Annotated in this window: 9 protein-coding genes; 4 read left to right on the top strand and 5 right to left on the bottom strand. The window is 61.2% G+C overall.

From position 1 onward, the window contains the following. Positions 1-15 precede the first annotated feature (15 nt). From IH881_09255 to IH881_09240, 4 genes are all read right to left on the bottom strand, one after another. Entirely contained in the window at positions 16-1,053 is a 1,038-nt protein-coding gene (locus IH881_09255; GenBank protein ID MCH7867871.1) for a SurA N-terminal domain-containing protein, read from the bottom strand. Between the two features lie 126 nt (positions 1,054-1,179). After that, positions 1,180-2,196, bottom strand: a complete 1,017-nt coding sequence (locus tag IH881_09250) for an aldo/keto reductase (protein MCH7867870.1) — start codon at positions 2,194-2,196, stop codon at positions 1,180-1,182. After that, the gene (locus IH881_09245; protein ID MCH7867869.1) at positions 2,181-3,068 is read right to left on the bottom strand and encodes an SDR family oxidoreductase; all 888 of its coding nucleotides are present in this window, start codon (positions 3,066-3,068) and stop codon (positions 2,181-2,183) included. The genes IH881_09250 and IH881_09245 overlap by 16 nt, the downstream gene beginning before the upstream one ends. Positions 3,069-3,074: 6 nt before the next feature. Further along, positions 3,075-3,842 carry an NTP transferase domain-containing protein gene (locus tag IH881_09240; protein ID MCH7867868.1) on the bottom strand — a complete coding sequence of 256 codons (768 nt, stop codon included), beginning with the start codon at positions 3,840-3,842 and terminating at the stop codon, positions 3,075-3,077. Between the two features lie 266 nt (positions 3,843-4,108). Here IH881_09240 and IH881_09235 point away from each other — a divergent pair, with 266 nt between their 5' ends. Beyond that, the gene (locus tag IH881_09235) at positions 4,109-4,810 is read left to right on the top strand and encodes a TetR/AcrR family transcriptional regulator (protein MCH7867867.1); all 702 of its coding nucleotides are present in this window, start codon (positions 4,109-4,111) and stop codon (positions 4,808-4,810) included. A 7-nt stretch (positions 4,811-4,817) separates the two neighbouring features. On the opposite strand, the gene mfd is transcribed toward IH881_09235, so the two are convergent. After that, entirely contained in the window at positions 4,818-8,339 is a 3,522-nt protein-coding gene (mfd, locus tag IH881_09230) for a transcription-repair coupling factor (GenBank protein ID MCH7867866.1), read from the bottom strand. 246 nt (positions 8,340-8,585) lie between these two features. Between mfd and IH881_09225 the strand changes: the two genes are divergently transcribed. From IH881_09225 to IH881_09215, 3 genes are all read left to right on the top strand, one after another. Beyond that, positions 8,586-9,419 carry a queuosine precursor transporter gene (locus IH881_09225; protein MCH7867865.1) on the top strand — a complete coding sequence of 278 codons (834 nt, stop codon included), beginning with the start codon at positions 8,586-8,588 and terminating at the stop codon, positions 9,417-9,419. A 188-nt stretch (positions 9,420-9,607) separates the two neighbouring features. Then, the gene (locus IH881_09220) at positions 9,608-11,017 is read left to right on the top strand and encodes a phenylacetate--CoA ligase family protein (protein MCH7867864.1); all 1,410 of its coding nucleotides are present in this window, start codon (positions 9,608-9,610) and stop codon (positions 11,015-11,017) included. Positions 11,018-11,057: 40 nt separating this feature from the next. Continuing rightward, positions 11,058-14,638, top strand: a 3,581-nt coding sequence (locus IH881_09215) for a hypothetical protein (protein ID MCH7867863.1), incomplete at its 3' end; no start/stop codon positions are given.

The following is a 14,638-nucleotide window of genomic DNA, read 5'->3' as shown; positions in this document are numbered from 1 at the left end:
CAACCGCCTGAGGTTTCACTGCGCGTCCGCGGAAGCTTCCGCAACGCTCGATGCCGCGTAGATTCCCTTGCGCTCGATGAACGTCCGCTCGCGCAACGCGTTCACCCAGCGGGTGTACTCCTCCCCGGTCTTGGTCCGAAAGAGTTCCCGTTCGAGTTGAGGGCGCGCATCTTCGATCATGACGGGTCGAAATGTACGCCGCTCGACGAGCTCGAGCAGGTTGCAACCAAAGGGCATATCGATCACGCGACTGATGGGGTTGGCCTGGTTCATGTTCAACAGATCGGAGGCCATCCAGCCCGCAAGGTCATCGAGGTGAATCCAGCCGAGTTCTCCCCCGTTTTCGGGGTTCGCGTCGGAAATCTCTTGGGCGACCTCCTCAAAGCTCTTCTGTCCACTGACGATTTGTTCTCTCGCGGTGGTGACCCGCCGACAAGCGGAGTCTCCGCTCATGACGCTGTTCGCGTCGAAGCCCACCATGATGTGTCGCAGGTGAACTTCTTCTCCACCGCCAGGCTGATTTCCAAATCGCTTTTCGTAGAGAGCTACGATCTCAGAATCGGGGACCTGCACCTTCGAGCGCACCATGGAGTTCAGTACCTTGTCGCGTTCGATCTCGGATTTGATCTTGAGTCGATAGTCCTCGAACGCCATGCCATATCCCGCGACGCTCTCGGCGAGTTGTCCGAGGCTGAGGCCGGTGTCCCGCGCGATGGAAGCGATGGCATCGTCGACCTCGGACTTGGAAGCGCCGAGTTCCAGCTGTTGAACCACCACGTCGATCAACCTGGACTCGATCAGCCGTTCGAGGGCGTCTTTGCGCATCTGAAGGATCTGGTCCTCGGGAACTCCGGCGGCGCGCATGCGCTCGATGACCGGCCTCGCGATTTCTTCGATCTCCGACGCGAGTACAAGTTGGTCCCCGACCTGTGCGGCGATGCCGTCAACCAGAATCTCTTCGGCGGACAGGTTCGCGCTCTGCAAGAGGACGATTCCGCAGAGCACCGCAAACCAGATTCCCGCACGGCCGATGATGTGTGTGCCCGTCTTCACTCGTACAATCCCCCGCGGGCCAGCAATGGTCCCCATGAGCAGGCGGCGATGCTAGCAGCCCATTGCGAAACCCTCGCCTTCGCCAAGGTCCCGTGCTCTCGGCTTCTCGTCGCCGACCGCTGCGCTTCAGGGTATCGGGAGCGCCAATTCGCCGTTCAACGCACGAGCGGGGGCGAGGTCCTTGGCCGCGCTGGGTTGGACAGCGTGACCGGACGGAAGTTCACTCCAGCGCGAGGGATCGAGCAGCCTTGCGGGCATGGAAACGATTCGGGATGCAAGCCGGCATAGACTTTCGGGACTGGGGCCCGTTGATTCGCTCGCAGCAATGATTCCGCGCAATTGGGACGCGGTCTCGCAGCCCACCACTGCAGTGCAACCCGGAAGCGTGGCCACGTAGGCGACGAAGAGTTCTTCGATGCTGCAATTGAGCGCTGTAATGCAGCCTCGGATCTCGGCCAGGGGCTGCGTGAAGCCGCGCAACTTGTGCGGTAGCTGACGCGGCGGAATGAACGCCAGTCCCTGCAGAAATATGCTGCGCAGGTAGATCTGTTTTCCCGCCTCCTGTGCGGCCTCGAAGAACCCCCGACGCGCCAGCCGTTGGTCGAGCAGGCTGGCTGCGACCTGGATGACTTCGATCTCGGGATGCTCGAGCGCTAGCCAGGCCTCCTCGGGATTTGCGGCCGATACTCCGAGCGCTCCGATCAATCCCTGCTCTCGTTCGCGCCGCAAGCGTCGCCACAGCCGCCCGTCATGTGCTTCCAAGTGTCGCTGGCGATGGAGCATCACGACGTCCAACACCTGGCGACCGAGTGCGCGGCGGCTCTCGGAAAGACTGCGGCCGGTATTCGCGAGCGCCTCGGCGGAAGTCGCTCCGGGTCCCGTGACCTTCGGATGCAACTTGGTCACGATCCGAAACGAATCCTGGCAACCGATGGCCCGCAACGAGGCGCCGATCAAGGCTTCGCTGTCACCGTAGCCCCGCGCGGTATCGAGGGTTGTGATGCCTGCGTGCATCGCAAGGTTGAGCATTTCCTGCGCCGCGGAGGGCTCGGGTGCACCGCTCGTATTATTGATTCCGTAGTTCCCGCTCCACTGCGCCGTACCCAGGGCAAGCGGGATCGTCGTGGCTACCAAGTGGTCCATCCTCCATCCACCAACAAGTTTTGTCCCGTCACATAACTTGCGGCCCGGCTCAACAGAAACGTCACCGGGCCCGCAATTTCTTCGGGATTCCCGACGCGGCCCAACGGAATTCGGCGAGCGAGGTCCTCGATAAATTCTTCGTGTTGTCGGATCTCTCGCTTGGGAAACGGTCCGGGGCTAACGCAGTTCACGCGGATTCCAAGCTCTGCCAGGGAACATGCGGCGTGCCGGGTAAGTTGGATGATCCCCGCTTTGGCGGCCCCGTAGGCCGGCGGGCTCGCGAATTGACTCGCGCGTGAATAGACCTTGGGTTGTGGCGAGACCACGCCATAGATCGAAGCCACGTTGACGATGGCTCCCGCGCTTTCGTGAGCCTCCGCCGGTGGGTCAGCGCGGCGGGACATCCGCGCTGCGGCGGCCTGGGTCGCCAGCGCAAATGCGCCGATCGCGCTTGCAACCGACGCTTCAAAGGGAGCGCGGGACAACTCCATCCAGTGATTCGATCGCGATACGGCGGCCTGGGCGGGATGGGCGTTGTTCACCCAGCCCGAGACCCGTCCAGCTTCCGCTTCGATCAAATCAAGCATGCGTTCGAGGTCGGCGTCGCGACACGCGTCTCCCACCATGGCGATTACATCCCCGGGCAAAACACGGGACTTTGCTTCGGCGAGCACGCGTTCGAGGGTCGACGGCGTTCGTCCGCAAATCACCACGGTGGCCCCGGCGGCGGCGAGCCCCAGAGCGATCGCACTGCCGAGCTCACTTCCCCCGCCCGTAACCCCGATCCCAAAGCCGCGAAGATCGAACGGCTCGTTTGTTGTTGTCGTAGTTGAAGTCGTCGTGATCGTTGTTTCAGAAGTCGTCGTAGACATACCGGCCTATCCTTCCACCAATTGCTTTTGCTCGACGCCGTTGTTCTGGGCGACGATCTCGGGATGCGCATCCAGGAGCGCGACCATTTCCGAATAGTGGATGGCAATGGCGCGATCAGAGGAATGTGCTTCGAACAATGCGAAGGCACTGCGGGCCATCGCGAGATCCGCAAAGGTGTCGACGGTCCAGCGCCACTCGGGTCGAGCGGGCCAGTGATCTGGAACCGGGCAGCACTTTGCAGCGCAAGATTGCGCCAACCACGAGAGCACATGCGTGCGGTGATGGGGTTGGTCCTCGGGGATCTCATCCTCACTTGCCAACACGGCTTCGGCGCGGGCGAGCTGCGGACCAAAGCCGAGAGGGAGTTGGTGCGAACCATCGGCTTTGGCGACAAACTCGATCAGCGGGTGGTCTTTGCCGAATGGGACTCGGGCGTCGAGCAACAGGTCCACCGCTTCAGCCGAGATGAACGGGTTGTCGGCCGTGATCCGGACGATCCATTCGGGCTCGCGCTCCCGGATGATGGCGGTAAAGCGAGACAGCACGTTCTCATCCTCGCCCCGAAAAACCCGCAACCCGAGGCCGTGGCCCCAACTTTCCGTGACGTCGTCAGCCGGATCCGAGCTGGTGGCGAGCCACCACTCCTGAACTCGAGAGAGCCGCAATCGGTGAGAAATCAGCTCGAGCATCGGGCGTCCGGCGAGCGGAGCCAAAATTTTGCTCGGGAGCCGAGTCGAGCCGAGTCGAGCCTGAATGATTCCGAGCACGGCCATCAACACCCCTTTCCTTCTCGTTCGCGAGGTACAGAACGCGATGTGGCGTTTCAGCCTGAACTGCGGCCCCGCACGAGACGCGTCGTGGTTGACCGAGGGCCGACGAAATCCCGCTTCCCTTTGTAATACAAGTTTCATGCCGCCTTGTTGCACATCTGAGAACCCCGCTCTAGACTCCTGCCAGATATCCAATTCCCCGACTTAGATATCTGTATCCGCACCAGAAGAGCGGAAGCGACTCAGTATCAACATAGAGGGGGGTGTAGATGGCCGGCCCAATCCAACCGCCAACCTTCCATCCATTGGATCCCCCCCCGCGAGCCGGGGTTCGAACGAAGAAAAAGAAGCGGGCGCGAGACCCCAGCGAGGTCCGTCGCCGGTTGATCACCGCCGCCACCCAGCGCTTTGCAGATCGCGGCTTCGACGGGGTGAACTCGAACCAGATCGCGCGAGATGCCGGGGTTGGGGTCGGGACGTTCTACAACCATTTTCAGGACAAATTCGAGGTCCACCAGGCCGTGGTACTCGACGCCCTCGAGCGGCTGCGCCGCCAGATCGCGCATTCGGTCGCGCGCTCGGGCGGCACGATCGAAGCACAGGTCCGCGATCTCGTCGAGGCGATCGTCGCGTACGGGGAACAAAATCCCGCCCGGTTTCGAGTGGCCTTCGGGGCTGGCACCGCGGCGATCCGCGCGCCCCGGGTTGCCCGGGACGAGTCCGGCAAACTCGCCCCGGCCCGAGCCCAGGTGGGTTACTCGACGCGTGTTACCGAGCGGCGGCTCGCCGAACTTCAGGCCAGTGGCTTGCTCGACATGCGGCTCCACCCGGGAGTTGCTGCGCGCGCGTTCGTCGCAATGCAGAACAGCGTCGTGTGTTGGTGGCTCGAAGACAAAAGCCGCGCTGACCGCGAAGCCTTGATCGAAACCCTCGTACGTCTTCACCCCGCCGTCGCCGCGGCCACGCGCTGAGGTGCAGTCAGGCCCCGAGTCTAGTGAGGAGTTCGGTTGCGGCCTCGAACAGTGGCGCTGCGCCGTGGGATAGTGACGGGGCAGGGGCGTAGATTTTGTGGTCGGGTGCTACGCGCAATCCGAGGGCGGGCTGACTCAACAGGTGTACGAGTCGTTCGGGTTCGATCTTGGACTTCTCCGCAACCTGGAGCACGATCTCTCCGCGCACGACATCCATTGCGGCAATTCCGATCCTGCGCGCCATGGCCTTGAGGCGAATCACATCAAAGAGATTCTCGGCCTGGATGGGGAGGGGGCCGTAGCGGTCGAGTGTTTCGTCGCGCACCCGCGCGATCTCTTCTTCGTCCCGCGCACTCGCTGCGCGCTTGTACAGAACCAGCCGCTGACTGACGTCGGCAACATACGATTCGGGCAGCCGAGCCTCGACGGGTAACCGAATCTCCGGGTCAATCTCTGCCCGATGAAACTCGCCTCGCAGCTCTTCCATGGTTTCTTGCAGCATCGACATATAGGTTTCGTACCCGACGCTCATCAAGTTGCCCGACTGTTCGAGACCCAACATGTTGCCCGCACCTCGGATCTCGAGATCCATGTTTGCGAGCCGAAAACCGCTCCCCAGCGCGGAGAGGTCCTGAATCGCCTCCAGGCGTCGTTCCGCATCAGGGGTCAAATGATTGAGGCTCGGCACCAACAAGTACGCGTAGGCGCGATGGGTCGAGCGCCCCACGCGCCCCCGCAACTGGTAGAGCTGCGCGAGCCCCAGGGTGTGGGCGCGGTTGATCACAATGGTGTTCGCGCGCGGGATATCGATTCCACTCTCGATGATCGTGGTGCAGAGCAGGACATCCGCCTCGCCGTGTATGAACGCTCGCATGACATCTTCGAGATCCCGCTCCTTCATTTGGCCATGCCCGATCAAGACCGACACTTCCGGCACGATACGCCCGAGCATCTCGCCAATCGCATCGATGCTCTGCACTCGATTGTGGACGAAGAACACCTGACCCCCGCGCCGAGTTTCGCGCAGAATCACCTCGCGGATCAGCAACTCGTCGAAGCGACTCACCTGGGTCCGGATTGCGAAGCGGTCAACAGGAGGCGTGTTGATCACCGATAGGTCCCGCACCCCGGTGAATGCCATTTGGAGCGTGCGGGGGATCGGCGTCGCGGTCAGGGTGACGACGTCGACGGTTTTCTTCAATTGCTTGATGCGCTCCTTGTGGGTAACCCCGAAGCGGTGCTCTTCGTCGATCACGAGCAGGCCGAGGTCGCGAAACTTCATCTTCTTTTGCAGCAAGCGATGCGTTCCGATCACGATGTCGATTTCACCCGTTGCACAGCCTTCGATCACAGCGCGCGACTTTTTGGTCCCCTGGAAACGAGAGAGGAAATCGACGCGAATCGGATAACCCTCAAAGCGTTCGACAAAATTTTCGTAGTGCTGCTGACACAAAATTGTGGTAGGCACCAGCACGGCGACCTGCTTGCCGTCCAGTGCGGCGCGGAAAGCCGCGCGCAGGGCAATTTCGGTCTTTCCGTAGCCGACGTCGCCGCACACCAGGCGATCCATCGGCTTGTTGCGCTGCATGTCCGACAGCGTGTCTTCGATGGCGCTCATTTGATCCGGGGTCTCGACAAAGGCGAAAGAGGCCTCGAACTCTTCAAAATAGGTATCCCTGGGACTGAAGGCGAAACCCGGGGCCAACTCTCGAGCCGCGTGCAGACTGAGGAGTTCAGCGGCCATGTTGCGGAGGGATTTCTTGACGCGTCGCTTGGCCTTTTCCCAGGTTGCACCGCCGAGGCGATCGATGCGGGGCTTGGTGCCATCGGCACCGCCATAGCGCTGAACCAGGTTGAGCCGGTGAACGGGCAGAAAGAACTTGTCTTCGGCCAGATACTCGATGCACAGCAGCTCGGATGTGACGCGACCCGCCACGAGTTCCACGAGCCCGCGATACGTCCCGATGCCGTGATCGCTGTGCACCAGATAATCCCCGGGCGAAAGCTGAGAGAGACCGTCGATCGCCGCCCCCTCCTGCCAGGTTTTGCGGGTGTGTCGCTTCTCGCGCTTGCCAAATATTTCTTCTTCGCCGACGACCACCAGGCCTTCGCCGGGGAGTTCGAAGCCTTCGGACAGGTCCGCTACCCGGACCTCGATGCGTCCGGGTGCCGACCAGCGCCAAACCGGCCGTCGATTGTTCGCGAGCCGCGGTTCGAGCCCGTACTCCCTCAGCAACGCGCGCAAGCGTTCGGCGCTCGAGAGCGCCGAACAAGTGAGCACAATGCGGTACCGAGACGAGATCCAAAGTGCCAGCTTGTCGATCAGGGGCGAGAGCGCTCGTTCGTGAGTTCGGGCCCGGGCGAGATCTCGGCGCAGCTCATCGTGCCCGGTCGAACCGATGTCGATCTCGATCGCGCCACTCTTGCGATCGTGAATGGAAAGACGCTCGAGGGAAACGGGATTGCGCTCGCGAATCGCGTTCTCGAGTTCTTCCTGTTCGAGCAGCAGCACGCAGGGGTCGATCACCGTGCGCCCCGAGTCCCGGGCCGCCGCGTGATTTCGCAGCGCTTCTTCACAGTACTGGGCGAGTCGTTTCTGCCCGGCCGCGGGATCGTCGATCAGCACCAGGGTGTCGTCGGGCAGGTAGTCGATCACGCTCTCTTGATCGGGTTGGATCAGGGGGCCCAGGGATTCGATGCCCGGCGGCAGGCTGCCGCGCAACAAGGCGTCGATGATTTCTTCGATCTCGTGATCGTCGTTTCCCTGTTCGAGTGCGAGTTCTCTCAAGCTGTCTGCGCGCTCGAGCACCTGTTCGCGATCGATCAGCAGCTCCTGGGCGGGTGATGCGGTGACGTGCTCGCACTTGCCTTGGGAGCGCTGGCTCGCGGGGTCGAAGTCGCGAATCGATTCGATCTCGTCGTCGAAGAACTCTACGCGACAGGGAAGACCGCAGTGAGGCGAGAAGAGATCGACGATGCCACCCCGCACGGCGAACTCACCGGGATCTTCGACGATCGCGACCCGCGAATAGCCCGCACAGGTGAGGGTTTCTATCAGGACATCGCGGTCGATCGACTGCCCCACCTCGAGTTGGGTGGTGTGCGCGCGAACCCGCTCGCGTGCGGGCACCCGGGACAACAGGGCGCTCCAGGGAGCGATGACGATCGGCGCAACGTCTGCGATATCGAACGATCGAAGCAGCCTGTAGAGGATCGCCATACGCTGGGTCGTGACAAACGACTGGGGCGAGAAGCGCTCATAGGGAAGGGTGTCGTGGCGGGGAAACAAAAAGACGCGAGTTTCGTCTTCTTGCTCTCCCAGGGCCAAACGCAGATCTTCCGCGAGTGCGTCCGCGGCGCGGGAATGCGCGGTCAGCAGCAGAATCGGTCGGGTCCCCTGGGTGCGAATGAGTTCGGCGGCGACGAGCGAACGCGCAGCGCCCCGCAATCCGGTGATCCGCACGGGCGTAGTGCGCTTTCGCACCTGGCCCACGACCTGCTTGATCGTTTTGCTCTTCGTTCGACTCAACAGTATTTCCCGTGCGTGCGCTCAGCTGTACGTCAAACCAAATCGCCCGAAAACGTCGGCCGCTGAACGCAAGAAGGCCCGCGTACCACCGCGACGGCGGGGTACCCGGGCAGAGCTTCGGTCTGCAGGGGTTTACCATCCCGGCCAGCACTTCGCAGCCCTTGAAACCTGTTGAAGAACCCCGATCGGCCCAGGCGTAGGCGTGTGTGGCGATTCCCCAGGGCGGCGGCGTATGATGGTCCCGTCATGGCCGAGGAACAGCATTCAAATCAAGAAAACCACCAAGGACACCAACGACACCAAGGACACCAACTACACCCCATCGAAGCGTCGAAACTCCAGGCGCGGCGCGAACGCGTCTTTCTCGTACTCGCTGGAGTTTTCCTGGGCTCGATGACGATGCTCAACATTTTGGGCATCTCGCGCTTTATCGATCTTTCGTTCAACGTGTTCGGCCTTCAGATCCCCATGGCGTTGGCGGTCGGCGTGCTTCCCTATCCGATCACGTTTCTCTGCACGGACTTCATCAGCGAACTCTACGGTCGGAAGCGCGCCAACTTCGTGGTCTGGGTGGGGGTGTTGTTGAACGGCATGGTGGTGGGCTTCTTATGGCTCGGCGGCGCGCTACCTCCGTTTCCCGACCTCGATGTGGCCACCGGACTCCCGCCGACCGATGCCTACGACTTTGCATTTTTTCGTATCCGTCAACTCACCATGGGTGCGGTAACGGCATCGATGGTCGCCTACCTGGCGGCGCAATTTTGCGACGTCTATTTGTTTCACTTCTGGAAGAACCTCACCCGGGGCAAGCATCTCTGGCTGCGAAACAACGGCTCGACCCTGGTGAGCCAGTTCATCGACACGTTTGCGGTGATCACAATCACACACTTTTATGCGAACGGATTGCCGGTCGATGCCGCCAGCCCGATTTGGCCACAATTGTGGGTTTTTATTGCATCGGGCTATGTATTCAAGCTGATCATCGCCCTGGTCGATACACTTCCCTTCTACGTGGGCGTCCACTATTTGAGCCAATACCTGGAAGTGGACCCCAGTGCCGAGCACGCGAGCCAGAAGTGACGCGCGGAAGCGTCGCTACCCGCCGGAGCGGATTTTTGCGATGATGCAACCGCGACGGACGAGCGCAGCGCGAAATCCGGCGCCGAAACTGAGATAGGCTTTCGAAGCATGATGGGAGTGAACCGAGCAGTGATTCGAGGCGTGTCCCGAAGGCCGAGAGGTTGGTCTCGAGCGGGAGCTGGATCGTAATGCGTTCGATATCAGATCTCGCGGAACGGTATATCTTTGACTACTTGCCCGTCTTTACCCAGAACCTGGCCATCAGTGCGGCGGGCCAGCGGCGCTTTCTAAACCGGTTCTCGGATCACTTTCACAACACGCTCGGGAAGTGGCAAGAAACGATCCACGGCCCGGTAGCCGTGTTGAAGGAAATTCAGCGCGAACGTTTGGTGCGTCTGGTGGAGCGCGCGCGCGAGCACTCTCCCTTCTATCAGAATCTTCCCGCGCCGTCGTACGCAGCGGATGCCGAGGAGGCGATTGAAGAGACCCTTTCGCGGATCCCCATTCTTTCGAAAAGCGTCTACCGCGAGAACACTGACGCGATCGTGACTCGAGACATTCCCCAGCGCACGCTCCGGCGCGGTATGACGAGCGGCACTACGGGTACGGCCCTGCGTCTTTACTATACCCGGGAAACGGAAGCGGAAGAGTATGCCACGGTGTGGCGCTTGCGCGAACAGCTGGGCGTCGGGCTCTACGACCTTCACTTCACCTTTACGGGCAAAGTCGTGGTGCCCGTGACCCAGACCAAGGCCCCTTTTTGGCGCAACAACAGTTACAACAACCAGTTGCTCTTTTCGCTTTACCACATGTCGCCGGACAACCTCGAACTCTACGTCGATCAACTCCACGAAACGGATGCCCGTTACGCCAATGGTTATCCCTCGGGTCTGCACCTGGTTGCCCGCAACATGCTCGCCGCGGGGACCACACTTCCGCGCGGGCAGCTCAAGGCGGTGTTCACTTCCTCGGAATCGCTGCTGGCGTTCCAGCGTCGGGACATCGAGGAAGCCTTTGGCGCCAAGGTGTGGGACCGCTACGGGAGTGCGGAGTTTGCGGTTTCGATGACGGGGTGCAGCGAGGAGAATCTCCACGTCGACATGGAGTTCTGCATCGTCGAGGTCGAGGTGATGGAAGAGACCGACGAATATGTTCGCGGCCCGTTGCTCGTAACGGGGCTCTCGAACAACGCGACCCCGTTTCTTCGTTACCGCATTGGAGACGTGGGCACGCGCCTCAAGGCCCCCTGTCCCTGCGGTAGACCGGGGGACGTCTTTCTCGATGTTGACGGTCGCATCGAAGATTTCATCGTGACGCCCTCCGGTCGCCGAATCGGGCGCATGGATCACATCTTCAAGTCGATGAGCGAGGTTGAAGAGGCGCAGATCCTGCAGAGCTCGCCCGATGCAATCGACGTCGTCTTTGTGCCGGGACGGGGATTCAACGCCGCAACCGAAGCGAAGCTACGGCGTGAATTTCGCTCTCGCGTTGGCGGCGATGTAACAGTGCACCTTCACAGCGTGACGGAAATTGACCGAGAGCCAAACGGCAAGTTCCGCGCGGTCAAGTCCACCATTGCAAAACTCGCAGACTCTTAGTTGCAGCGGCCGACGAGGGCCAGTCGCAAGCGCGATCGCAGTGGCGCTTGCACTCGGGTGTGGGTTTCCCGCAATTGCCGAGGATGCGTCGAGAGAGACAGCAGAGATCGTCGAGACAGCAGAGATCGAAAATTTCGGTGCAAACGTTGTCCGCAATGGAAGCTTTGCCGCCGGGCTCGAGCACTGGATCGTCGACACCACTGAACGAGATGCCCAGGACAGCACGGGACATATAGGCGCCGGGGGTTGTCCCGACAGCCAGTGCCTGCAGTTGAATGTGCAACCGGGCGATCAGACGATCGTCAAACAGCGGATCCGCGGACTTGCTCCGGGAAGACGTTATGCAGTCGAAGTCAAAGTTCACGCTTCCAAGCGTCAACACGTGCGGATCATTCTTCACGATCCAGACTGGAAGGGTCCTCAGTGTGCGCGCAAACCCCTCTCGATGTTTGCCGAGTACGAAGGCGCCGACGATTGGCAGACGCTGCGCACGATCGTAAGCATCCCCGTTCGCGACCCCTGCAGCTCAACGAAAGACCACAGTTGGGAGCTCGAGGTCGAGTTCGTGTCTCTGCGCGGAGCGCGCCCCGGAGTGATGCTCAATGATCTTCGGGTTGTCGGGCTTTCAGAGCCGGCCTCGCTCGCCACCGGGATGGCGCCGCCGCTGTGCGCGTACTTTCGTGACTATGAGAACCTCGACCCGTGCCCGGACACGGCGTCACTCCGCGCGGCCGCGACCGACGGGAAGCGCCTCGCCACGGCCGGGAAGTGGATGCTCGACGAGGGCCAGGGAGCATTGATCCACGACTATGTGGCCGGTCGCAATGGCGTGATCGAGTCCTTCGGCTCGGGCCAGACGGCGGAGTGGCGAGGGGGCGCACTGTTTCTGAGCGGCGAGCCGGGCTCGCGAGTGCGGGTCGACTCCGGGCAGCCCATCGCTGGCGAGACCTTCGAACTCTCTCTCGAGGTTTCGCCCGCCAGCGATTTCGTCCAAGGCTGCCTGCTCGCGAGCCAGCCCGAGGGCAGCAGTCTCGGGGGCTTTCGCCTCTGCGTGTCGCAGGCCACTCAAGTGTTGAGCTTCGAAATGTCGAACGGCACGATTCGGCGCGAGTACGCGAGCATCATGACGGCCCCTCTCGAACCCCAGCGCTTCACTTCCATCCGGGTTCGCGGTCACGCCGGAGCACTGGAAGTCTACGTCGACGATCGCCGGATCAAGCGATTTGACGTCCCTCGACTGCGCTTGACCAAGAGCCCCTATCCGCTCGTCATCGGCGCTGGGGTAGAGAAGAGTGAGGCGGGATTTCGCGGCAAGATTCGCAACGTCACCATGCGCGACACTGCGTCTGCAGCGAAACGCATGCGCGCCATACCCTTGGGGTTCGTGAGCCGGGGAAGTTGGTCGTTGAATGAAGGCGCTGGGATCGTGATTCACGATCGCGCTTCAAAGCACCACGGCGTGATCGAAAGCTCTCCCAAGCGCGCCGCCGCCCAGTGGCACGGCGATCGGTTGCACTTTGGTGGCACTTCCGACTCGGGAGGCGTTCTGGTCCGGGACGCGGGTCCACTCTACGGCAACGATTTCGAAATTCGGCTCGAGGTCATGTTCGACGAGCCGCGGAACGCCTGGAGCGCGCTCATGTCGAGCAAGACATCCTCGGGGGTGCTGGGCGGCTTCAATATTTTTTACCGGGGCGACAAACGTGAACTCGAGGTGAAACTTGCGGATGGCGAGCGCCAGGTCGAAGTCCAAGTCGCGTTGCCCTTCGACATTCCGGCGCACGAGTGGACTCCGATCTTGCTTCGATTTGTTCACGATCAACTCGAAGTCGCGGTATCGGGCGTAGTGATCGGTAGCTTTGATTTTCCGGAGTTCGAACTCGCCGAGGCGAGGAAACAGCTGCTCATTGGTGCCTACTACTATCCGCCGAGCAAGGGTGTGAAGGGAAGCATCCGCAACGTTGAACTCCTGATGCGAAGTGAGAGCATTTCGGAGACCGAGGGTGAGATAAAACTGTTCGGGTCGGCCAAGACAGATACCCCTTGCCGCGCGAAGCCCTTGCGCGAAACCATGATCGTGGGCAGCAACCTGTTGGTGCCCAACTGGCTTGGCGCGACCTGCACGCGGCGACTCAGTGCCGGTGCTCGCTTCGAGTACATCGTCGAGGTTCCCACCGATTTCGAGTTGGTGGCCAGCGGAGCGAGTCAGGTCAAAAACGGAAAGGTTGTCGAAAACACGGTCAAGAAAATTGGCAAGGGGATGCGTGACGGCTTGAAGATCCGCCGCTACCGAGTCGAGCTGGGCTATCGCTGGGTCGTGGGTGGAGAGTCAGGATTTGGCCCGCTGTTCATTCGGGCCAACGGGAAACCCACCGAAACGCCCGGCACCGCGCTCCCGCGCATGTACTTCCAGGAAGCCGAGCGTGTAGGGCTCGAAGAACCCGATTCTGTCGCCCTGCTCGCAAAGGCGTTCCCCGTGCTGCCGACTGCAACCAAGCTCCATCACAGTCTGGCTTGGATGGGACTACACAACAGTATGAGCTGGCCCAACTTCTTGGAGAATTACGGAGGCCTGGGGTTCAACACGGTTCCGGTCCTCGTTTCTTTCGACACACCCATCGACAAGAAGACGCGAAGCAAGTTCCTCGGAGCTGCGCGTCGCAAGGGCTTTGACCTGTTGGTCGTCGACTCTCCTTATCACCGGATGGCAATCTTTGCCGAAACCCGGATTGTGGACTCGGATGGCGTGCGCAAGTCGTTCATCGACCCGTCTTATCGAGGCACTTACTATTGGGAGGAACTCGAGCGCATCGCCACGCGCAACCGCGAAGTCAAGCCTGAGTGGTACATGATGGACATAGAGTGCTTTGGTGGCGGCGCCAATGCGTGCTTGATTGGCAACGCGCCGGAGTGCAGCGACTATCTTGCCGCCATCACGCAGGACCATGCGAGCGATCCCACCGACGCGGTAACGGACCTTGGCGTCGAGTTGCTATTCAACATCCGGGACAAGCTGCAAGAGGTATTGCCGGGGGGCGTGGCTCCGCGCATGGGTGCGTACAACAGCGAACCCAACCAGATCTACACGGGGATATTTGACTTCAACAAGCTCTACGACGAAGTGGTCGACTACGCGCAGCCTGTCGTCTACAGAAACCTGCCAAAGCTGGTAGGGGAGCGTCTGCGAAACATTCGCGCCCTGATGGCGCGCGGCGACATCATTCCCTGGGTGGATCCGGGTACCGCCGCGGAGTTCCCGAGCATTTGGGTCTACGACAAAGTGATCGAAGTATTCGGCTCGGGATCGCTCGGGATCGCATGGTTTTCATATATGAACTTCGAGGGAGCAGATTTTTACCATGTTGCTCGCGCGATGGAGGCGGTGATTCCCGTCGAAGATGTGATCGTGGGAAGCCAGCCGATGGCCTCGATCGAAGCGAAGGGCTCGCGTGTCAGCGCAACGGGGTTGTCAAACGGCCCGCATCATCTGCTGCTGAGCGACTACACCGGTGGGGCGACAAGCAAGTCGACTGGGAAGGCGGAACATCGGGTGGTGGAGTTGCGGCTGCCCGTCGATGTGCGAGGAACGTTATGGGATCTCGCGCGCAAGCAGCCCCTCGG

It is taken from the genome of Myxococcales bacterium (genome assembly GCA_022563535.1).
Classification (GTDB): Bacteria; Myxococcota_A; UBA9160; order UBA9160; family UBA4427; genus DUBZ01.
This window is presented reverse-complemented; position numbering and strand designations above follow the sequence as displayed.